Raw genomic sequence first — 21,522 nt, 5'->3', positions numbered from 1 at the left:
ACAACGGAAGGTGCGGCCCCATGCCCCAGGGAACCCCACTGCAGGTGCCCGACGACGGGCTGAGCACCCGGGCCAGGCGCAATCGGCCGGTGCTGGCGGTGCACACCGGTGACGGCAAGGGGAAATCGACGGCGGCGTTCGGAATGGCGTTGCGCGCGTGGAACGTCGGCCTGAGTGTCGCGGTGTTCCAATTCGTCAAGAGCGCCAAATGGAAGGTGGGGGAGGAAGCCGCCTTCACCCGGCTCGGTCGGTTGCACGACGAGCACGGCGTCGGCGGCCCCGTGGAATGGCACAAGATGGGCGCCGGGTGGTCGTGGAGCCGCAAATCCGGCAGCGAGGACGACCACGCCGCGGTCGCCGCGGAGGGGTGGGCCGAGATCTCACGCCGGCTGACCGAGCAGCGGCACGATTTCTACGTACTCGACGAGTTCACCTATCCGCTCAAGTGGGGGTGGGTCGACGTCGACGAGGTGGTAGGCGCGCTGCTGGCCCGCCCCGGTCATCAGCATGTGGTCATCACGGGCCGCGCCGCCCCGGCGCGGCTGATCGAGGTGGCCGACCTGGTCACCGAGATGGTCAAGGTCAAGCATCCGATGGACGCGGGGCGCAAGGGCCAGCGGGGCATCGAGTGGTGAGTGCCCCCGCGGTCGTCATCGCCGCGCCCGCCTCAGGAAGTGGAAAGACCACGGTCGCAACGGGTTTGATCGGCGCGCTGCGCCAGGCCGGGCACACCGTCGCGCCGTACAAGGTGGGTCCGGACTTCATCGACCCCGGTTATCACGGCCTGGCCGCCGGTCGGCCCGGACGCAATCTCGACCCGATCATGGTGGGCGAGCGGCTCATCGGCCCGCTCTACGCCCATGGGGCCGCCGGCGCCGATATCGCCGTGATCGAGGGCGTGATGGGGTTGTTCGACGGGCGGATCGGTTCGGGCGTCACCACGCCGCCCGCGGGTTCGACGGCCCAGGTCGCCGCCCTGGTCGGCGCCCCGGTGATCCTGGTGGTCGATGCGCGCGGTCAAAGTCACAGCATTGCCGCGCTGTTGCATGGCTTTTCGACGTTCGATACCGGGACCCGGATCGCGGGGGTCATCCTCAACCGGGTGGGCTCGGCGCGCCACGAGCAGGTATTGCGGCAGGCGTGCGAACAGACCGGTGTCCCGGTGTTGGGCGCCATTGCGCGCAACGCCGAATTGGATGTGCCGACACGGTATCTGGGCCTGGTGACCGCGGTCGAGTACGGCCGCCGGGCCCGGCTCGCGGTCGAGGCCATGACCGCGCTGATCGCGCGGCACGTCGATTTGGGCGCGGTGCTGGCGGCCGCGCGTAGCGGCAACCACGGCGCGCCTTGGGATCCGGTCGCCGCGGTGGGGGAGTGCGGCGACCGGCGCCGGCGAGCGACGGTCGCCATGGCCGCCGGAAAGGCCTTCAGCTTCGGCTACGCCGAACACGCCGAGCTGCTGCGCGCCGCCGGCGCCGACGTCGTCGACTTCGATCCGCTCGCCGAGACGTTGCCGGAAGACACCGACGCGGTCGTGCTGCCGGGCGGCTTCCCCGAACAGTTCACGGCTGAACTATCGGCCAATGATGTTGTGCGCCAACAGATCCGGCGGCTCGCCGGAGCCGGGGCGCCGGTGCACGCCGAATGCGCGGGCCTGCTGTACCTGGCGTCCGAGCTCGACGGGTATCCGATGTGCGGGGTGCTCGGCGCAACGGCACGGTTCACCCCGAACCTGACGTTGGCGTACCGCGACGCGGTCGCGGTGGCGGACTCGCCGCTTTATCCGGTCGGGGCGCGCGTGGTGGGTCACGAGTTCCACCGCACCGCGATCACGTTCACCGAGGGCTACCAGCCGGCGTGGGTGTACCGGGCGGCCGCGGCCGAGCGGTCCGCCGCGCCGATACGTGACGGCGTCGTCCATGGCGGCGTGCACGCGTCGTATCTGCACACCCACCCCGCCGCCGTGCCGGACGCGGTGGCGCGGTTCGTCGCCCGCGCCGAGAGCTCGCGAGCCTAACGCCAGGGCGACAGCGGCGTCACCGATGGCGTTACCTTCACGGCCCGTCGGCGCGCTGCCACTAGGCTTTGCCGGGTGACCGAGAGCCCCTACCTCGCCGGACTGCGGCTGAGGGGTAAGAAGGTCGTCGTCGTCGGCGGCGGCACGGTCGCGCAGCGCCGGCTCCCGCTGCTCGTCGCCAGCGGAGCCGACGTGCACGTCATCTCGCGCAGCGCCACCCGCTCGGTCGAGGCGATGACCGGAATCACCCTGACGCTGCGCGAATATCACGACGGCGATCTCGACGGCGCGTGGTACGCGATCGCGGCCACCAACGACCCGGCGGTCAACGCCGCCGTCGTCGCGGAGGCCGACGCCCGGCGAATCTTCTGCGTCCGCGCCGACATCGCCGTGGCGGGCAGCGCGGTGACACCGGCGTCCTTCGAGTACGCCGGGCTGTCGGTCGGGGTGCTGGCCGGCGGTGAGCACCGCAGGTCGGCGGCGATCCGGTCGGCCATTCGCGAGGCCCTGCAGCAGGGTCTGATCGCCCCCGAAAGCCCGGACGTCGCGCGCGGCGGAGTGGCCCTGATCGGCGGCGGCCCCGGCGACCCGGAACTGATCACCGTCCGCGGCCGCCGGCTGCTCGCCCAGGCCGACGTCGTCGTGGCCGACCGCCTGGCCCCGCCGGAACTGCTCGCCGAGCTGCCACCGCACGTCGAGGTCATCGACGCCGCCAAGATCCCGTACGGGCGCGCCATGGCGCAGGACGCGATCAACGACGTGATGATCGAACGCGCCCGCGCCGGAAACTTCGTCGTCCGGCTCAAGGGCGGCGACCCCTTCGTGTTCGCCCGCGGCTACGAAGAGGTCCTCGCGTGCGCCGACGCGGGCATTCCGGTCACCGTCGTCCCGGGTGTGACAAGTGCCATAGCGGTGCCCGCGCTGGCGGGCGTGCCCGTCACGCATCGCGCCGTCAACCACGAATTCGTGGTGGTCAGCGGGCATCTGGCGCCCGGTCATCCCGAATCGTTAGTGAATTGGAATGCGCTGGCCGCGCTGTCCGGCACCATCGTGTTGCTGATGGCTGTCGAACGCATCGAGCTGTTCGTCGACGTGCTACTGAAAGGCGGCCGACCTGCGGATACGCCCGTTCTGGTGGTTCAGCACGGCACGACGCCGGCCCAACACACGCTGCGGGCCACCCTGGCCGACACGCCGCAAAAGATCCGTGCGGAGGGGATTCGACCTCCGGCGATCATCGTGATCGGCCCCGTGGTGGGTCTGAGCGACGCTCGGGGTTTAAACGATTCTTAAGATTACTGTAAGGTAATCCGTTATGACGGCCCTCAACGACACCGAGCGCGCGGCCCGGACTTGGTCTGCTGCGCGCGCCGATCGTCCGGCCCAGGGACGCACCGAACGCCCGGCTGAGACCTCATCTGCTGCCGCCCCGACCAGTACCAGGACGCGTACGAGCAGGTATTACCCGACCTGGCTGCCTTCCCGGCGGTTCATCGCGGCGGTCATCGCGATCGGCGGCATGCAGCTGCTGGCAACGATGGACAGCACGGTCGCCATCGTCGCGCTTCCTAAAATTCAGAACGAGCTGAGCCTGTCCGACGCCGGCCGGAGCTGGGTGATCACCGCGTATGTGCTCACCTTCGGCGGCCTGATGCTGCTGGGCGGGCGCCTGGGCGACACCATCGGCCGCAAACGCACCTTCATCGTCGGCGTCGCGCTGTTCACCATCTCCTCGGTGCTGTGCGCGGTCGCCTGGGACGAGGCCACCATGGTCATCGCCCGGCTGCTGCAGGGCATCGGGTCGGCCATCGCCTCGCCCACCGGGCTGGCGTTGGTGGCGACGACCTTCTCCAAGGGTCCCGCCCGCAACGCCGCCACCGCGGTGTTCGCCGCGATGACCGCCGTCGGCTCGGTGATGGGCCTGGTGGTCGGCGGCGCGCTGACCGAGCTGTCGTGGCGGCTGGCCTTCCTGGTCAACGTGCCGATCGGCCTGGTGATGATCTACCTGGCCCGCACCGCGCTGCGCGAGACCAACCGCGAGCGGATGAAGCTTGACGCTGCCGGGGCCATGCTGGCCACCTTGGCGTGCACCGCCGCGGTGTTCGCCTTCTCGATGGGCCCGGAAAAAGGCTGGGTCTCGTTCACCACGATCGGGTCGGGCGTGGTGGCCGCGGCGGCGGGCATTGCGTTCGCCATCGTCGAGCGCACCGCCGAAAATCCCGTCGTGCCATTCAAGTTGTTCCGCGACCGCAACCGGCTGGTCACGTTCACCGCTATCCTGCTGGCCGGCGGCGTGATGTTCAGCCTCACCGTGTGCATCGGGCTGTACGTCCAGGACATTCTCGGCTACAGCGCCCTGCGGGCCGGTGTCGGTTTCATCCCGTTCGTCATCGCGATGGGGATCGGCTTGGGCATCTCCTCGCAGCTGGTCTCCCGGTTCTCGCCGCGGGTGCTGACCATCGGCGGCGGATGGCTGCTGCTGGTCGCGATGATCTACGGCTGGGCCTTCATGCACCGCGGCGTGCCCTACTTCCCGAACCTGGTGCTGCCGATCGTGGTGGGCGGCATCGGCATCGGCATGGTGGTCGTCCCGCTGACGCTTGCGGCGATCGCGGGCGTCGGCTTCGACCAGATCGGCCCGGTCTCGGCGATCGCGCTGATGCTGCAGAGCCTGGGCGGACCGCTGGTGTTGGCCGTCATCCAGGCCGTGATCACCTCGCGCACGCTGTACCTGGGCGGCACCACCGGCCCGGTGAAGTTCATGAACGACGTTCAGCTGCGGGCACTCGACCACGGCTACACCTACGGCCTGCTGTGGGTGGCCGGTGCGGCCGTCATCGTCGGCTGCGCGGCGCTGTTCATCGGGTACACCCCGGAGCAGGTGGCGCACGCGCAGGAGGTCAAGGAAGCGATCGACGCCGGCGAGCTGTAGCCCGCCGGTTCGTTTCACGCCAGGCAAGCCGGGGTTCGTCTCGCGCCCGCGACGCGAAAGTCGCTCGTAGCCGGGCACATACACCCGTCAGTCCACCGGAGCCCACTGTGGCCGATGTGACGCCCGTGGTCGCCGACCCTGTGGTGCGGCTTTAGCACCCGCCATTTAGGCTGGCCCGCTGTGATCACCCGGATGTCCGAGCTGTTCCTGCGCACCCTGCGCGATGCACCCGCCGACGCCGAAGTGCCCAGCCACAAGCTGCTGGCGCGAGCCGGATACGTGCGGCCCATCGCTCCGGGGCTGTACAGCTGGCTGCCGCTGGGATTGCGGGTGCTGCGCAATATCGAACGCGTCGTCCGCGAGGAGATGAACGCCATCGGTGGGCAGGAGATCTTGTTTCCGGCGCTGCTGCCGCGCGCCCCGTACGAGACGACCAACCGCTGGACGGAGTACGGCGAGAACCTGTTTCGGCTGCGGGACCGCCGCGACAACGACTATCTGCTCGCCCCGACGCACGAAGAGCTGTTCACCCTGACCGTCAAGGGCGAGTACAGCTCCTACAAGGATTTCCCGCTCACCTTGTACCAAATCCAGACCAAGTACCGCGACGAGGCGCGGCCGCGCGCCGGCATCCTGCGGGCCCGGGAATTCGTGATGAAGGACTCCTACTCCTTCGACGTGGACAACGCCGGTCTCAAGGCCGCCTACCACGCCCATCGGGAGGCCTACCAGCGCATCTTCGACCGGCTGCAGGTCCGCTACGTCATCGTGTCCGCGGTGTCGGGGGCGATGGGCGGCAGCGCGTCCGAGGAGTTCCTGGCCGAGAGCCCGATCGGTGAGGACACCTTCGTCCGGTGCCTGGAGTCCGGGTACGCCGCCAACGTCGAGGCGGTGATCACCGCCCGCCCCGAGGCGCGGCCGTTCGAGGGGCTGCCCGAGGCGGTGGTGTACGACACCGGCGACACGCCCACCATCGCCAGCCTGGTGGCATGGGCGAACGAGGCCGGCCTGGGCCGCACCGTCACGGCCGCCGACACGCTGAAAAACGTTCTGGTCAAGGTGCGCCAACCGGGCGGGGACTGGGAGCTGCTCGCGATCGGCATTCCGGGTGACCGCGAGGTCGACGACAAACGCCTGGGCGCGGCGCTGGAACCGGCCGAGTACGCGTTGCTCGACGACACCGACTTCGCCAAATACCCCTTCCTGGTGAAGGGGTACATCGGTCCGAAAGCATTGCGGGACAACGGTGTTCGCTACCTCGTGGATCCGCGGGTGGTAGCCGGCACCAGCTGGATCACCGGCGCCGACGAGCCGGGTCGCCACGTTGTCGGACTGGTCGCCGGGCGCGACTTCACCGACGACGGCACCATCGAGGCCGCGGAGGTGCGCGAGGGCGATCCGTCGCCCGACGGGGCCGGGCCGCTGGTCATGGCGCGCGGCATCGAGATCGGGCACATCTTTCAGCTGGGCCGTAAATACACCGACGCGTTCGCCGTCGACGTGCTCGGCGAGGACGGCAAGCCGGTGCGGTTGACGATGGGCTCCTACGGGGTGGGGGTGTCGCGGTTGGTGGCCGTGGTCGCCGAGCAGCAGCACGACGAGCTGGGCCTGCGCTGGCCCCCCTCGATCGCGCCGTTCGACGTGCACCTGGTGATCGCCAATAAGGACCCGGAGGCGCGCGAGGGTGCTATCGCGCTGGCCGCCGACCTGGACCGGTTGGGCCTTGAGGTGCTGCTGGACGACCGCCAGGCCTCGCCCGGGGTCAAATTCAAGGACGCCGAGCTGCTCGGGATGCCCTGGATCGTCGTGGTCGGACGCGGCTGGGCGGACGGCGTGGTGGAACTGCGCGACCGCTTCGGCGGCCAGACGCGCGAGCTGGCGGCGGGCGTCTCGCTGGCCACCGACATCGTGACGGCCCTCGCCGGCTGATTACTCGTTGCCGCCCGGGAAACTGGTCGTGATCGGCCACGCGCCCAGGATGCGGCTCCAGCGGGCGGCCATGACCGCGCTCTGCGTCAGGGCGGTCGCGGCGAACGCGCGGTCTTCGGCGGTCTCGGCGTGCTCGACGACCACCCGCCACGCCGTGGCCCCGTCGTTCTCCATCCGCGTCGCCAGCCGTGCCGCGTCGGCCGGGCTGGCCACCAGCAGGGGCAGTTGGTAGCCCGCAGCCGCGGGCGGCGCGGTGACCTGACGCGCGGCCAGCATGGCGATCACGTCGTCGCGACGCTTGCGGTGCGTCAGTAGCGCTTCCAACACCAAGTCGTTGACGCTGGGCGGCGACAGCGCCGACACGATGCCGTAGCCGTAGATGGTCGCGTGCTCGACGGACAGCGCGTCGGACAGCGCCGCATTGTCGGCGTCCTTGCCGGAGCTCATATGGACGGACCTCCCGGCACCAGCGCGACGACGTAGGACGCCGTGCACGACGCGGCGATGGAGGCGAGGAGCCCCGCCCGGTACCCCGATTCGGTGCTCACCAGGCGGGTCGCGTCGTCGGCCGAGGCCCGCAGCGCGTTGATCACGTCCGACACCGGCGGTGGCGGCGGCGGGGGACCGGCCGGCGCGGCCGGACTCGAACCGGTCGTCTCGGTCGACGAGCTCGACGAGGAGGTGAACTTGCCGGCCGCTCGCGAAATCTCGGTGGACAGCGCCCGGGCGTGGGCGGCGCGCTGGTTGGCGACCACCGACAGCGCCGCCGCGATCTGCGGCGGTATGCCGACCGCCGCGGCGGCCGCACTGGCCAGCGCGCTGTCGTGTCTGGCCTGGTCCAACGGCCCCAACAACTCTTCGACGGGCGGCGGTTTGGGTGGCGCGTGGCCACAGGCGGAGGCGACCACCCCGAGCGCGGCAAGCGCGGCACCCCCGGCGAGCACGCCCCGCCGGCTGCTGACGGGTCCTGCGCTAGGCACAGCAATATCCTGCCATCCACGCCGGACCGGGCATGACGCCAGGACCTCAACGTTTCGCAAACCTCCGCGGACCTCTGCGATCACCTCGTCATGGGCGATTCCTGGCGTATCGTTAGTTCCTGGTTCTCGCGGAACGGCAGCCGCCCCGTTCCACCGGGACGCCGGAAGCCGCCTGAAAGGGTTGGGCGGCGCCATCCAGCCAGATGACCGGACAACTCAAGATGAGGAGCTCGCCGTGACCACCGGGCTACCGTCTCAGACGCAGGTGATCGAGCTACTCGGTGGCGAGTTCGCGCGCGCCGGCTACGAGATCGAAGACGTGGTCATCGACACCCGGGCGCGGCCGCCCCGGATCACGGTCATCGCCGACGGCGACACCGCACTGGACCTGGACACCGTGGCGGCACTATCGCGCTCGGCGTCGACGCTGCTCGACGGCCTGGACAGCAGCGCCGACAGCTACGTCCTGGAAGTGAGTTCACCCGGCGTGGACCGCCCGTTGACCAGCGAGAAACACTTCCGCCGCGCCCGCGGTCGCAAGATCGAGCTCGAGTTGTCGGACGGCACCCGGCTGACCGGGCGGGTGGGCCAGACCCGCGGCGCGACGGTGGCGTTGGTCGTCCGCGACGGCCGCGATTGGGCGGTGCGCGATATTCCGTTCGCTGGCATAGCCAAAGCCGTTGTCCAGGTTGAGTTTTCGTCGCCATCCCGGGCCGAGTTGGACCTGGCCGGTGTGGGGGAGACGGAGTTTGTAACATGACCCGCGCCGGGGTCGACGTGGTGGGGGCAGCCTCCGCCGCGACGCGACGGGGGATACGTAGCGACCTGGGGGGCCACGCGGGGGGCGATATGGGGGCACCTCCCGCTTGCGGGGGAAAGGAGCGGCGCTGATGAACATCGACATGGCCGCGTTGCACGCCATCGAGGTGGATCGGGGCATCTCGGTCAACGAACTGCTCGAAACGATCAAGTCGGCCCTGTTGACCGCGTACCGGCACACCGAGGGTCACCAGGCCGACGCGCGGATCGAGATCGACCGCAAAACCGGGGTCGTGGCCGTGATCGCCCGCGAGGTCGACGAGGACGGCAACGTCATCAGCGAATGGGATGACACCCCCGAGGGTTTCGGCCGCATTGCCGCGACCACTGCACGCCAGGTGATGTTGCAGCGCTTCCGCGACGCCGAGAACGAGCGCACCTACGGCGAGTTCTCCACCCGCGAGGGGGAGATCGTTGCCGGCGTGATCCAGCGGGACAGCCGCGCGAACGCCCGCGGTCTGGTCGTCGTCCGGATGGGCACCGAGACCAAGGCCTCCGAGGGCGTCATCCCGGTGGCCGAGCAGGTTCCCGGCGAGACCTATGAGCACGGCAATCGGGTGCGCTGCTACGTGGTCGGTGTGACCCGCGGCGCGCGCGAGCCCGTGATCACGCTGTCACGCACCCACCCCAACCTGGTCCGCAAGCTGTTCTCGCTGGAGGTGCCCGAGATCGCCGACGGGTCGGTCGAGATCGTCGCGGTGGCCAGGGAGGCCGGCCACCGCTCCAAAATCGCGGTGACCTCCCGGGTGCCCGGACTCAACGCCAAGGGCGCCTGCATCGGCCCGATGGGGCAGCGGGTCCGCAACGTGATGAGCGAGCTGTCCGGGGAGAAGATCGACATCATCGACTACGACGAGGACCCGGCCCGTTTCGTTGCCAACGCCCTGTCGCCGGCGAAGGTGGTGTCGGTGTCGGTGATCGACCAGACCGCCCGCGCCGCCCGGGTGGTGGTGCCCGACTTCCAGCTGTCACTGGCCATCGGCAAGGAGGGGCAGAACGCGCGGCTGGCGGCCCGGCTCACCGGCTGGCGCATCGACATCCGCGGCGATTCGCCGGCCACGGCCGGCGAACAGCCCCACGGCCGTCCGGAACACGGGGCCAGCCAGCCGATGGCGCACGACCACTGACCCACATCGTCGGTGCGCGTTCGATGTTGGCGACGCCGATTTGCGTGGCAACGGCCGGGCACGGCAGGACGAGCCGGCGCGCACCGTCGGGTCCGGGCGCGACCAGGCACCCGCGGGTGGTTCTGACGATCGGTTCGGTGACGCTAGACTGAGCCGTGATCCAGCGCGAGCCTTCGGCCCCCCGGGCCACATGGGCGCACGGTCACCCGGATAAACCCCGTGGACCTGTGCGGACGTGTGTCGGGTGCCGGAAGCGAGAGCTGGCCACCGAATTGTTCCGAGTGGTAGCTGTGCCCAGTGGGAACGGCGATTACGCCGTAATCGTTGACACAGCGACGAGTCTGCCGGGGCGGGGTGCCTGGTTGCATCCCGCGCCGCGGTGCGTACACGAGGCGATTCGGCGGCGGGCTTTCACCAAAGCGTTGCGCATCGACCGTCCTCCGGACACGTCCGCGTTGCTCGATCACGTGGAAGCGCTCGACTCGCTCGGCAACAGAACAGGTAGCAAAGAACATGAGCACACCGTGAAGTCCCGATGACTCCCACCCCCATGCGTTACAGCTAGCACCCGAGGCGCGGCCCCACGACTGTCGCCTCTCAGACAGGAGAAGTAGTGGCAGGTAAGGCCCGCGTACACGAGTTAGCCAAGGAACTCGGTGTTACCAGCAAGGAAGTTCTCGCCCGGCTGAATGAACAGGGCGAATTCGTCAAATCAGCATCCTCGACCGTCGAAGCGCCGGTGGCTCGCCGGCTGCGCGAGTCGTTCGGCGGGGGCAAGCCCGCGGCCGCCAAGGGCGCCGCGAAGAGCCCCGACAAATCCCTCGACAGGGCTCTGGACAAGGCGATCCAGCAGCCGTCCGGCAACGGCGCGGCGGCCAGCGCCCCCGCGAAGCCCGCCGACGGCGCCGGCAGCGCCGTCAAGTCCGACAACTCCGTCAGCGCCGTAAGAGGCGGTGCGGCCGCGTCGGCGTCTCCGGCTGCGGGGACCCAGACACCCGCGGCGCCGGCGCCGGCACCGCGCCGACCGGCCCCGACGCCCGGACGGCCCGCCGCGCCGGCGCCGGGTCAGGCGAAACCGCCGACCCCCGGTCAGGCGCCCGGACAGCAGCAGCCGCCCGGTGCCACTCCCGGCCCGCGACCCGGCCCGATCCCGCGGCCCGCGGCGCGCACCCCGCGCGTCGGCAACAACCCGTTCTCCTCGGCGCAGCCCGTCGACCGGCCCATCCCGCGGCCGCAGGCACCGCGCCCCGGCGCGCCCCGCCCCGGGGCACCGCGCCCCGGTGGCGCCTCGCCGGGCAACATGCCACCGCGCCCCGGTGGAGCCGGCGGCCAGTTCCGCCCGGCCCGGCCGGGCGGTGGCGGTGGAGGCCGTCCCGGTGGGGGCCGTCCCGGCGGCCCCGGCGGCGGCGGGGGCGGTAACTACCGCGGTGGCGGCGGCGTCGGTGCCGCGCCCGGCGGCGGTGGTGGTTTCCACGGCCGTCCCGGTGGCGGCGGCGGTGGTGGCCGTCCCGGGCAGCGTGGCGGTGCCGCCGGCGCGTTCGGCCGTCCCGGCGGCGCACCCCGGCGTGGCCGCAAGTCGAAGCGGGCGAAGCGCGCCGAGTACGAAAACATGCAGGCTCCGGTTGTCGGCGGGGTGCGGTTGCCGCACGGCAACGGCGAGACCATCCGGCTGGCCCGCGGCGCGTCGCTGTCCGACTTCGCCGACAAGATCAACGCCAACCCGGCGTCGCTGGTGCAGGCGCTGTTCAACCTCGGCGAGATGGTGACGGCAACCCAGTCGGTCGGTGACGAGACGCTTGAACTGCTGGGCAGCGAGATGAATTACGTCGTCCAGGTCGTCAGCCCCGAGGATGAGGACCGCGAGCTGCTGGAGTCCTTCGACCTGACCTACGGCGAAGACGAGGGCGGCGAGGAAGACCTGCAGACCCGGCCGCCGGTGGTGACCGTGATGGGTCACGTCGACCACGGTAAAACCCGGCTGCTGGACACCATCCGCAACGCCAGCGTCCGCGAGGGCGAGGCCGGCGGCATCACCCAGCACATCGGTGCCTACCAGGTCGCGGTCGATTTCGAGGGCAGCGAGCGGCTGATCACCTTCATCGACACCCCCGGTCACGAGGCGTTCACCGCCATGCGTGCCCGCGGTGCCAAGGCCACCGACATCGCGATTCTGGTGGTCGCCGCCGACGACGGCGTGATGCCGCAGACGGTGGAGGCGATCAACCACGCCCAGGCGGCCGACGTGCCGATCGTGGTGGCGGTCAACAAGATCGACAAAGAGGGCGCCGATCCGCAGAAGATCCGCGGGCAGCTCACCGAATTCGGTTTGATCCCCGAGGAATTCGGCGGCGACACCATGTTCGTCGACATTTCGGCCAAGCAGGGCACCAACATCGAGGCGCTGGAGGAAGCGGTGCTGCTGACCGCCGACGCGGCGCTGGACCTGCGGGCCAACCCCGACATGGAGGCCCAGGGTGTCGCGATCGAGGCACACCTGGACCGCGGTCGCGGACCGGTGGCCACCGTGCTGATCCAGCGCGGCACGCTGCGGGTCGGCGACTCGATCGTCGCCGGCGATGCCTACGGCCGGGTGCGCCGCATGGTCGACGAGCACGGCGACGACGTGCACGAGGCGCTGCCGTCGCGGCCGGTGCAGGTCATCGGTTTCACCTCGGTGCCCGGCGCCGGTGACAACCTGCTCGTGGTGGACGAGGACCGCATCGCCCGCCAGATCGCCGACCGGCGCAGCGCCCGCAAGCGCAACGCGCTGGCCGCGCGGTCGCGCAAGCGGATCAGCCTGGACGATCTGGATGCCGCGCTGAAGGAAACCAGCCAGCTGAACCTGATCCTCAAGGGCGACAACGCCGGTACGGTCGAGGCCCTGGAAGAGGCGTTGCTGGGCATCGAGATCGACGACGAGGTGCAGTTGCGTGTCATCGACCGCGGTGTCGGTGGCATCACCGAGACCAACGTGAACCTGGCGTCGGCGTCGGACGCGGTGATCATCGGCTTCAACGTGCGTGCCGAAGGGAAGGCGACGGAGCTGGCCAACCGCGAGGGCGTGGACATCCGGTACTACTCGGTGATCTACCAGGCGATCGACGAGATCGAGAAGGCCCTGCGCGGCATGCTCAAGCCGATCTACGAGGAGGACCAGCTGGGTCGCGCCGAGATTCGGGCGATCTTCCGGTCCTCCAAGGTCGGCATCATCGCCGGTTGCCTGATCACCTCGGGCATCGTGCGGCGCAACGCCAAGGCCCGGCTGCTGCGCGACAACATCGTGGTTGCCGACAACCTGACGATTTCCTCCCTGCGCCGGGAGAAGGACGACGTCACCGAGGTCCGCGAGGGCTACGAATGCGGTATGACGCTGACCTACTCCGACATCAAGGAGGGCGACATCATCGAGTCGTTCGAGCTGGTCGAGAAAGCGCGCACCTAACGGCCGACACTGCAGTGACGCACCACCCGCGCACGGGACGAAGCGATGAGGAAGGCGGTGATTCGGAATGGCTGACCCGGCACGGGCGCGCCGGCTGGCGAAACGGATCAACACGATCGTCGCGTCGGCGATCGAGTTCGAGATCAAGGATCCGGGGCTGGACGGGGTGACCATCGTCGACGCGAAGGTGACCAACGACCTGCACGACGCGACGGTCTTCTACACCGTGATGGGCCGCACGCTCGACGACGAGCCGGATTACGAGGCCGCCGCGGCCGCGTTGGAGCGGGCCAAGGGCACGCTGCGCACCATGGTTGGGGCGGGCACCGGGGTACGGTTCACGCCGACCTTGACCTTCGAGCGCGACACGACGTCGGACAACGTGCAGCGTATGGACGAGCTGCTGGCCCGCGCCCGCGCCGCCGATGCCGACCTGGCCCGGGTTCGGGTGGGTGCCAAACCGGCCGGGGAGGCCGATCCGTACCGCGACAGCGGGCCGGTGGCGGAGCCCGCGTGGCGGGCAGGGGTCGACGCTGAGGAGACCGGTGACGACCACAGACCCGAAGACTGACTTGACCCGCGACCGGGTCGCGGGGGCGCGTATCGACGCTGCCGAGGCCGCCGAATTGCTCTCGGCGGCAGCGACGGTCGCGGTGATTTGCCACGTGCACCCCGACGCCGACACCATCGGCGCCGGACTGGCCCTGGCCACCGTGCTGCACCGCAGCGGCAAGGAGGTCGAGGTCGGCTTCGCCGCGCCGGCGACGTTGCCGGAGTCGTTGCGCTCGCTGCCCGGCTGCCAGCTGCTGGTCGACCCGGACGCGATGCGCCGCGACGTCGACCTCGTTGTGACCGTTGATGTTCCGAGCCTCAAACGGCTCGGGGCGCTGGCCGATTTGGCCGGGCCGGATCAGCAGCTGCTGGTGATTGACCACCACGCCTCCAACGCGATGTTCGGTACCGCGAACTTCGTCGACCCCACCGCGGACTCCACGACGCTGTTGGTGGCCGAGCTGCTCGACGCGTGGGGCAAGCCGATCGACCGCGATGTCGCGCACTGCATCTACGCCGGCCTCACCACCGACACCGGGTCGTTCCGGTGGGCCAGCGCGCGCGCGTTCCGGCTGGCCGCCCGGCTGGTCGAGGTCGGCGTGGACAACGCGAAGATCAGCCGGACGCTGCTGGACACCCATCCGTTCGTGTGGCTGCCGCTGCTGTCCCGGGTGCTCGGCTCGGCGCGGCTGGTCGACGACGCGGTCGGCGGGTGCGGGCTGGTCTACGCGGTGGTCGGCAACGACGACTGGAACAACTCCCGCCCGGAGGAAGTGGAAAGCATCGTCGACATCGTGCGCACCACGCAACAGGCGGAGGTGGCTGCGGTCTTCAAAGAGGTTGAGCCGCAACAGTGGTCGGTCTCGATGCGGGCGAAGGCGCAGGTGGATCTGGCTGCGGTCGCGTCGGTGTTCGGTGGTGGTGGTCACCGGCTGGCCGCCGGATATTCGACCGCCGGGTCCCTCGACGACGTGGTGACCTCGCTGCGCGCCGCACTCGGGTAGCGCTGCCTAGAAGGCCCAACTCCCGCCGGATTGCAAGACGAATCCGTGATCCCCGCTAGTGGCGTCCAGGCAGGCGAGCACGTTGTCGGCGCCCACCGCGCAGGTCACGTTGAGGTAGGACAGTTTCTGGCCGACGTTCAGCGTCTTGGCGGTGTAGGGCAGCGCGGCCGGATTGCCGCCGCAACCGCCGTAGGTCATTCGGCTCAATTCGTAGCCTGGCCCCTTGAAATTCACCGACCCCTCCACGCAGTCGCCGGGTCGCGGATGGGCACCACCGGGAAAGGGAATGTCGTCTATTCCGGGAACTTCGCCATTGCACTTAATGTCTTGCGAGGGCCGCGGGACGGGTGCCGGCCCACCGTAGAAGTCGCACACCACCGAGTTCGGGGTGGAGAAATTAATTCGGGGCGAGTTGCGGGGAAGTGACCCGGGAAGTGATGTCGTGATATACCCGTCGACGGGCACCGCGGTGAAACCGTCGAGATTGGGAAATGGTGGTGGCGGCTGCGCCCCCGCGTGCGGCCTGACGGCGAGCGAAACCGCCATGACCAGGAGCAGGGCGCCGATTACCCGCCTGCTGAGGCCGACGACACCCCGCATCGTTCCTCCTGCCGTGCGCAAATGGTTTCGGCTCGTTAGGGGGATCGTATTGGCTATGGCGGTTGCTGGCGATAAAAAGTTCTTTCTCGACGCGGGTCGACGGCCTCGGAATCAATAACAGCGTGGTGCACGCCAGCCATTTGGGCGCGGCCGTCTTATGGACGACGAATTGCGTCGCCGCCGAACGCGCTAACGGACTTGAGCCCGCCCGCGTTGCAATACCGCTTCCCGATTCGCGGCGATGTCATCGCCGGTGGTGCGGAATTGCCGGGCCGCGGTCGCCTCCAGCCACAGCCCCTGGCTGGTCTGCGATTCGTCGATGCGGTGGTAGGAGGCCAGCAGCGCCCGCACCGCGGCCTGGTTGTTGCCGACGATGGAGGCGGCCACCTGGCGTGCGGTGGGCAGCAGTTCGTCGTGTGCCACCACCTCGGTCACCAGACCCGCGCGCAGCGCGTCGGCGGCCGACAGGTAATCACCGGTCATGCTCATCCGCCGGGCCAGCCCGACGCCCACCTTCTGCGGCAGCCGCACCGACAGGCCCCAGGTGGGCAGCAGGCCCACGCGGGCGTGGGTGTCGGCGAAGCGGGCCTGCTCGGAGGCAATGACGATGTCGCAGTACAAAACCAGCTCCAGCCCGCCGGTGACCGCGGCACCGTTGACCGCGCCGATCACCGGCTTGGTCATCGCCGGCCAGCGCGGGGAGATGTCCGGCAGCGTCGCCTGGCCGCCCAACTCTTTGAGGTCGAGCCCAGCGCAGAACACCGGGTCCGCGCCGGTCACGATGACGACGTCGACGCCGTCATCGGTTTCGGCGTCGGCCAGTGCCGCAAAGAACCGGTCCCGTAACGCCGAGGACAGGGCGTTGCGCGCCTGCGGTCGGTTGAGCGTCAGGGTGCGCACCCGCTCTTCGGTGTCGATCAGCAGGATGTCGTCGCTCATGGCAACACCGTAGAGGGTGAACAGAACCCCGGTACGGTCGCCCGGCTCAGCTGGCGGCGCCCTCCAGCTCGGCGAGCCGCGCCTCGACATCGGCGAGCCGCGCGCGCAGCGCCCGCTCCTCGTTGCGGCGTTCGGTCACCTCACGCATGATCGCGGAAATGCCGACGATGCGGCCGTCCTGCTGCAAGAGGGCGACGCTGAACTCGATCGAGAGCCGATGACCGTCCCGATGGGTGGCCGGCACGCTCAACAGCTGATCGCCGTAACGGGTCTGCCCGGTGGCCATCGTCTTGTGGTAGCCGTCCCAGTGCCGCTTACGCAGCTTTTCCGGGATGATGATGTCCAGGTTTTGTCCGAGCGCCTCATCCGCTGAGTAGCCGAACATGCGCTGCGCGCCGTCGTTCCAGAGTCGAATGACGCCCTCGGCGTCACACACGACGACCGCTTCGGGTGTCGCCCTCACCACCGCCGTGGCGATCCACTCCTCGGTGATGTCGGCGGTGTGAGCGTTTCCACCTACGTGGCCTGCGTCTGGGCTGTTCACTTTCTCCCTTTCTGTGATCCTGCCGACGTTAGTCCCGGCCGACGTGAATGGAACACTAACAACTGCTAGTCTACTGCATAATGCATACTGCATACAGTCCCGAATTCGTGAATGTGGGGGCTTTCGGCGCGGTTGGCAGGCAAGGAGGAGGCCCGGTGCTGCTACGTCAACTGGAGTACTTCGTCGCGGTCGCAAGAGAACGACACTTCGCCCGCGCGGCCGAGGCCTGTTACGTCTCCCAGCCCGCGTTGTCGGCATCCATCGCGAAACTCGAACGCGAGCTCAACGTCACGCTGATCAATCGTGGGCGCAACTTCGAGGGCCTGACGGTGGAGGGCGAGCGCCTGGTGGTCTGGGCGAAAAAAGTGCTTGCGGTGCACGATGGCCTGGTGGCCGAAGCGGCCGCGCTGCGGTCCGGCATTTCGGGTGTGTTGCGGCTGGGAGCGGGAGCCACGGTGTTGACGACGGCGGCCCTGCCGATTGCCACCTTTTGCTCGTTACACCCGCTGGCCCGGGTGAAAGTCCGATCACATTTGCCGACAACGGAATTGGTGCGCCAGATTCGCAATTTCGAGCTCGACGCCGCCATTGGACATTTCGACGAACGCGACCATTCCGGTCTCGAGCTGGTGCCGCTCTACGAGGAACAGTGCGTGTTGCTGGCCTCGGGAAAGCAGCTTGCCCCGGCGTCGGGGACCATCACGTGGTCGGAGGCGGCCCAGGTGCCGCTCGCGCTACCCGCACCGGAAGTCGGCTTCCGCCAGTTCATCGACGACGCGTTTGCAAACGTGGGCGCGACGGTGGTGCCGCAGGTCGAGACCGACTCGATGGCGTCGCTGTACGCTCACGTCGCCACGGGCGCATGGGCAGGCATCGTGCCGCACACCTGGTTTCGGGCAATGCCGGTGACCGGCGCATTGCGGGGATTGCGTTTGGTCGAACCCGAACAACGGACCCAGGTCTCAATAGCCATCCATGCTTCGGCGCCGGGTTCGTCTGCGGCCAGGGCGTTCTTGAACGTCGCGGTCGGATCTCCGTTGGGGCCCGAAGAGTTCGGTTTCGGTGGTCGCGAGGTAGGCGGTGAATTCGATCCGAATCTGGATGCGGTGGCAGCGAGCGCACCGGCGAGGGAATCCTATGTGGCCTGATCCCGCCGCGGTGGTCGGTGTCAGACCAATCCGGGCGGTTTCGGACCGTGATAAGTCCCGCTTATCGGTTGAGTACCACTAGGTCTTGGACGCCTGGTCCAGGCTAGGGAAAAGTAAAGAGCAGTAACACAATACGAAAAAGGCATGTACTGCCGGAAAGGTTGCTCGTGACGACGGCGGCTACCATCGAAGACACCGACGCGCAGGATGCCGGGGGTCTCACCGATGGAATTCATTTGGTGGTCGACGCGCTTCGGCTCAACGACGTTCATACGATCTATGGGCTCGTCGGTATTCCCATTACCGACTTGGCGCGCACCGCACAGGCATCGGGTATCCGCTACATAGGCTTCCGTCATGAGAGCGCTGCCGGACACGCCGCCGCGGCGGCCGGCTTCCTGACTCAAAAGCCCGGGATCTGCCTGACGGTTTCGGCGCCCGGCTTTCTCAACGGACTCGTCGCGCTGGCGAACGCCACCACGAACTGCTTTCCCATGGTGCAGATTTCGGGTTCGAGCGAACGGCATCTCGTCGACCTACAGCGTGGCGACTACGAAGAGATGGACCAGCTGGCGGCAGCTCGTCCCTTCGTGAAGGCGGCCTACCGAGTATCCCGCGCCCAGGACATCGGCCGCGGTGTCGCCCGGGCGTTGCGCACCGCGGCATCGGGGCGTCCCGGCGGGGTCTACCTCGACATCCCGGCCGCCGTGCTGGGCGAGGTCATCGACGCGAAGGCTGCTGCCCAAACATTGTGGCGCGTGGTCGATCTTGCTCCAAAGCAATTGCCGAACGTGGAGTCGGTGGACGCGGCGATCGAGCTGCTCGCCGGCGCCGAGCGCCCGCTGATCGTTCTCGGTAAGGGCGCCGCGTACGCCCAGGCCGACGAGCAGATCAAGGAATTCGTGGAGAGCACCGGAGCGCCGTACTTGCCGATGTCGATGGCCAAAGGGCTGCTGCCCGACGACCACCCGCAATCGGTGGCGACCTCGCGGTCGTTGGCGCTGCGCCGTGCCGACGTCGTCTTGCTGGTTGGTGCGCGGTTGAACTGGCTGCTCGGACACGGCGATGCGCCGCAATGGAACCCCGACGCCAAGTTCATCCAGATCGACATCGAGGCCAGCGAAATGGACAGCAACCAGCCGATTGCTGCCCCACTGGTCGGTGACATCGGCTCGGTGATGCAGGCGCTGCTGGAGCGGTCCAAGCCCGGTCAGATCAGCACCTCGGCACAATGGCGGGAAGAGCTGTCCGGCAAGGCCAAGCAGAACATCGCCAAGATGACCGACCGCCTCGCCGCCGCACGGGAAGCCCACCCGATGAAATTCCTGGGTGCCCTGCAGGCCATCCGCGATGTGCTGCACGACAACCCACAAGTCTGCCTGGTCAATGAGGGGGCCAACGCTTTAGACCTGGCGCGCAACACGATCGGCATGTACCGGCCGCGGCGCCGGTTGGACAGCGGAACGTGGGGCGTGATGGGCATCGGTATGGGTTATGCGATCGCGGCGGCCGCGGAGACCGGTGAGCCGGTGGTGGCGATCGAGGGCGACAGCGCCTTCGGTTTCAGCGGAATGGAATTGGAGACCATCTGCCGTTACAACCTCCCCATCGTCACGGTCATCCTGAACAACAGCGGTGTCTACCGCGGCGATGAGGCATCCGGCTCCCAGGACGATCCGGCTCCTACGTCGCTGCAGGCGCACCACGAGTTCATGATCAAGGCGTTCGGCGGAACGGGTTACCGCGCCGAAACGCCCGAAGAAGTTGCCGCGGCGCTTCGCGAAGCGTTGGCGTCCGGCCGGCCGGCCCTGATCGACTGCTTGATCGACCCGTCCGATGGAACCGAGAGCGGCAACATCGCTCACCTCAACCCGAAGGGGATCACCAACAAGGGCTGAAATGCGTTGGCATGTCGGCCTACCGATCAGGTCGTCGACACAAGGTAACTGGAAAGCACAGAAAAGAAAGGAAATCCGATATGGCCGAACTGCCTTTGTCCGGGATCAAGGTCATCGACTTCACCGGCGTCCAGGCGGGGCCTGCTTGCACCCAGATGCTCGCGTGGTTTGGAGCAGACGTCCTCAAGGTCGAGCGGACGAGTGGTGGTGATGTCACGCGTAATCAGCTGCGGGACATACCCGAACTCGACGCTTTGTACTTCACCATGCTCAACAGCAACAAGCGCTCGCTGGCGATCGACACGAAGTCGCCCGAGGGCCTCGAGGTGATGGAGAAGCTGGTCCGCCAGGCCGACGTGCTGGTGGAGAACTTCGCCCCCGGTGCGATGGATCGCATGGGCCTGTCCTGGGACAAACTGCAGTCCTGGAACCCGCGACTGATCTTCGGTTCGGTCAAGGGCTTCAACGACGACTCGTCATGGAACGACCTCAAGGTCTACGAGAACGTCGCGCAGTGCGCCGGCGGTGCCGCTTCGACCACGGGCTTCTGGGACGGCCCGCCGACCGTCAGCGGTGCAGCGCTGGGCGACTCGAACACCGGAATGCACCTGCTGATCGGCATTCTGACCGCGCTGATCCAGCGGGACAAGACCGGCAAGGGCCAGAAGGTCTCGGCCTCGATGCAGGACTCCGTGCTGAACCTGTGCCGGGTCAAGCTGCGCGACCAGCAGCGCCTCGAGCGCGTCGGCTACCTCGAGGAGTACCCGCAGTACCCGAACGGCACGTTCGGTGACGCGGTGCCCCGCGGCGGAAACGCCGGCGGCGGCGGCCAGCCGGGCTGGGTGCTCAAGTGCAAGGGCTGGGAGTCCGACCCGAACGCCTACATCTACTTCACCATCCAGGAGCAGAACTGGAAGCGGACGGCCGAGGCCATCGGGCGCCCGGAGTGGGCCGAGGACCCGGGCTACAGCACCGCGCTGGCTCGCCAGGACAAGATCTTCGACATCTTCGCCGAGATCGAGAAGTGGCTCGCCGACAAGACGAAGTACGAGGCCGTCGACATCCTGCGTAAGTGGGAAGTGCCTTGTGCGCCAGTCTTTTCGATGAAAGAGATCGCCGTGGATCCCGATCTGCGCAAGAGTGGCAGTGTCGTCGAGGTCGAGCAGAAGGGCCGTGGGACGTACCTCACGGTCGGATGCCCGATCAAGTTCTCTTCCTTCAAGCCCGAGATCAAGGGTGCGCCGCTGCTGGGCGAGCACACCGACGAGGTGCTGGCCGAGTTGGGTTATGACGCTGACGCCATCGCCGCGCTGCGGAAGAGCTCGGTCGTAGTCTAACGGAAATATCGCCGTGCACTTGGTGCGCTCCCCAAATCGCCGGGTCGCGGCGGGGATGGCCCCAGGGATCTATTCCCTGGGGCCATCTCTCTTGGTGGCCCGTGTCGGTGGTCCCTGCCATGGTCCCTGCCGTGGTCGAAGGGTTGCTCGGGCACCCCTGCGCCCGGCGCGCTATGCCCCCACCTGACGCGAACCTTGACGGATGACCTTGACGGCGAACGGAGCGTGGCCCCGGGGAACAGAATCCCCGGGGC

Annotated in this window: 19 protein-coding genes; 14 read left to right on the top strand and 5 right to left on the bottom strand. The window is 68.4% G+C overall.

Going from position 1 to position 21,522, the window contains the following annotated elements; genetic code table 11:
• Positions 1-20: 20 nt before the first annotated feature.
• The 5 genes from cobO to AWC25_RS07560 all read left to right on the top strand — a co-directional run bounded on the left by cobO (position 21) and on the right by AWC25_RS07560 (position 6,878).
• Entirely contained in the window at positions 21-635 is a 615-nt protein-coding gene (gene cobO / locus AWC25_RS07580; RefSeq protein ID WP_069398699.1) for a cob(I)yrinic acid a,c-diamide adenosyltransferase, read from the top strand.
• On the top strand, positions 632-2,017 hold the full coding sequence (locus AWC25_RS07575) for a cobyrinic acid a,c-diamide synthase CobB (RefSeq protein ID WP_142278729.1): 1,386 nt from the start codon (positions 632-634) through the stop codon (positions 2,015-2,017). Before cobO ends, AWC25_RS07575 begins: the two co-directional genes overlap by 4 nt.
• Before the next feature lie 75 nt (positions 2,018-2,092).
• Positions 2,093-3,310, top strand: a complete 1,218-nt coding sequence (gene cobA, locus AWC25_RS07570; protein WP_069398701.1) for a uroporphyrinogen-III C-methyltransferase — start codon at positions 2,093-2,095, stop codon at positions 3,308-3,310.
• Positions 3,311-3,332: 22 nt separating this feature from the next.
• Positions 3,333-4,949: an MFS transporter gene (locus AWC25_RS07565; RefSeq protein ID WP_069398702.1), complete on the top strand. Its 1,617-nt coding sequence runs from the start codon at positions 3,333-3,335 to the stop codon at positions 4,947-4,949.
• A 180-nt stretch (positions 4,950-5,129) separates the two neighbouring features.
• Complete coding sequence (locus AWC25_RS07560) at positions 5,130-6,878, top strand: proline--tRNA ligase (protein ID WP_069398703.1); 1,749 nt, start codon at positions 5,130-5,132, stop codon at positions 6,876-6,878.
• On the opposite strand, the gene AWC25_RS07555 is transcribed toward AWC25_RS07560, so the two are convergent.
• On the bottom strand, positions 6,879-7,325 hold the full coding sequence (locus AWC25_RS07555; protein ID WP_085166567.1) for a ferritin-like domain-containing protein: 447 nt from the start codon (positions 7,323-7,325) through the stop codon (positions 6,879-6,881).
• Complete coding sequence (locus AWC25_RS07550) at positions 7,322-7,858, bottom strand: hypothetical protein (RefSeq protein WP_069398705.1); 537 nt, start codon at positions 7,856-7,858, stop codon at positions 7,322-7,324. The genes AWC25_RS07555 and AWC25_RS07550 overlap by 4 nt, the downstream gene beginning before the upstream one ends.
• Before the next feature lie 235 nt (positions 7,859-8,093).
• Between AWC25_RS07550 and rimP the strand changes: the two genes are divergently transcribed.
• From rimP to AWC25_RS07520, 6 genes are all read left to right on the top strand, one after another.
• A complete protein-coding gene (rimP, locus tag AWC25_RS07545; RefSeq protein WP_085166566.1) occupies positions 8,094-8,618 on the top strand; it encodes a ribosome maturation factor RimP in 525 nt (174 codons plus the stop codon).
• Between the two features lie 130 nt (positions 8,619-8,748).
• The gene (gene nusA, locus AWC25_RS07540) at positions 8,749-9,804 is read left to right on the top strand and encodes a transcription termination factor NusA (protein ID WP_044510886.1); all 1,056 of its coding nucleotides are present in this window, start codon (positions 8,749-8,751) and stop codon (positions 9,802-9,804) included.
• A 155-nt stretch (positions 9,805-9,959) separates the two neighbouring features.
• Positions 9,960-10,343 carry a YlxR family protein gene (locus AWC25_RS07535; RefSeq protein WP_198166584.1) on the top strand — a complete coding sequence of 128 codons (384 nt, stop codon included), beginning with the start codon at positions 9,960-9,962 and terminating at the stop codon, positions 10,341-10,343.
• A 74-nt stretch (positions 10,344-10,417) separates the two neighbouring features.
• Entirely contained in the window at positions 10,418-13,246 is a 2,829-nt protein-coding gene (infB, locus tag AWC25_RS07530) for a translation initiation factor IF-2 (RefSeq protein WP_085166565.1), read from the top strand.
• 67 nt (positions 13,247-13,313) lie between these two features.
• The gene (gene rbfA, locus AWC25_RS07525; protein ID WP_069400839.1) at positions 13,314-13,817 is read left to right on the top strand and encodes a 30S ribosome-binding factor RbfA; all 504 of its coding nucleotides are present in this window, start codon (positions 13,314-13,316) and stop codon (positions 13,815-13,817) included.
• The gene (locus AWC25_RS07520) at positions 13,792-14,802 is read left to right on the top strand and encodes a DHH family phosphoesterase (RefSeq protein WP_085166564.1); all 1,011 of its coding nucleotides are present in this window, start codon (positions 13,792-13,794) and stop codon (positions 14,800-14,802) included. Before rbfA ends, AWC25_RS07520 begins: the two co-directional genes overlap by 26 nt.
• A 6-nt stretch (positions 14,803-14,808) precedes the next feature.
• On the opposite strand, the gene AWC25_RS07515 is transcribed toward AWC25_RS07520, so the two are convergent.
• From AWC25_RS07515 to AWC25_RS07505, 3 genes are all read right to left on the bottom strand, one after another.
• Positions 14,809-15,402: a hypothetical protein gene (locus tag AWC25_RS07515; RefSeq protein ID WP_069400841.1), complete on the bottom strand. Its 594-nt coding sequence runs from the start codon at positions 15,400-15,402 to the stop codon at positions 14,809-14,811.
• 189 nt (positions 15,403-15,591) lie between these two features.
• The gene (locus AWC25_RS07510; RefSeq protein ID WP_069400842.1) at positions 15,592-16,341 is read right to left on the bottom strand and encodes an enoyl-CoA hydratase; all 750 of its coding nucleotides are present in this window, start codon (positions 16,339-16,341) and stop codon (positions 15,592-15,594) included.
• 46 nt (positions 16,342-16,387) lie between these two features.
• The gene (locus AWC25_RS07505; RefSeq protein WP_232327068.1) at positions 16,388-16,885 is read right to left on the bottom strand and encodes a PAS domain-containing protein; all 498 of its coding nucleotides are present in this window, start codon (positions 16,883-16,885) and stop codon (positions 16,388-16,390) included.
• A gap of 155 nt (positions 16,886-17,040) precedes the next feature.
• Between AWC25_RS07505 and AWC25_RS07500 the strand changes: the two genes are divergently transcribed.
• The 3 genes from AWC25_RS07500 (at position 17,041) to frc (ending at position 21,268) form a co-directional block, all read left to right on the top strand.
• Positions 17,041-18,033, top strand: a complete 993-nt coding sequence (locus tag AWC25_RS07500; RefSeq protein ID WP_084229366.1) for a LysR family transcriptional regulator — start codon at positions 17,041-17,043, stop codon at positions 18,031-18,033.
• 185 nt (positions 18,034-18,218) lie between these two features.
• Positions 18,219-19,931 (top strand): oxalyl-CoA decarboxylase, encoded by a 1,713-nt coding sequence (oxc, locus tag AWC25_RS07495; protein WP_142278735.1) that lies wholly within the window; start codon positions 18,219-18,221, stop codon positions 19,929-19,931.
• Positions 19,932-20,011: 80 nt separating this feature from the next.
• Entirely contained in the window at positions 20,012-21,268 is a 1,257-nt protein-coding gene (gene frc / locus AWC25_RS07490; protein WP_069400844.1) for a formyl-CoA transferase, read from the top strand.
• Positions 21,269-21,522 lie beyond the last annotated feature (254 nt).

Source organism: Mycobacterium sherrisii (assembly GCF_002102355.1).
Classification (GTDB): Bacteria; Actinomycetota; Actinomycetes; order Mycobacteriales; family Mycobacteriaceae; genus Mycobacterium; species Mycobacterium sherrisii.
Note: the sequence above shows the minus strand (reverse complement) of the source record. Positions and strands in the feature narration are given on the sequence as shown.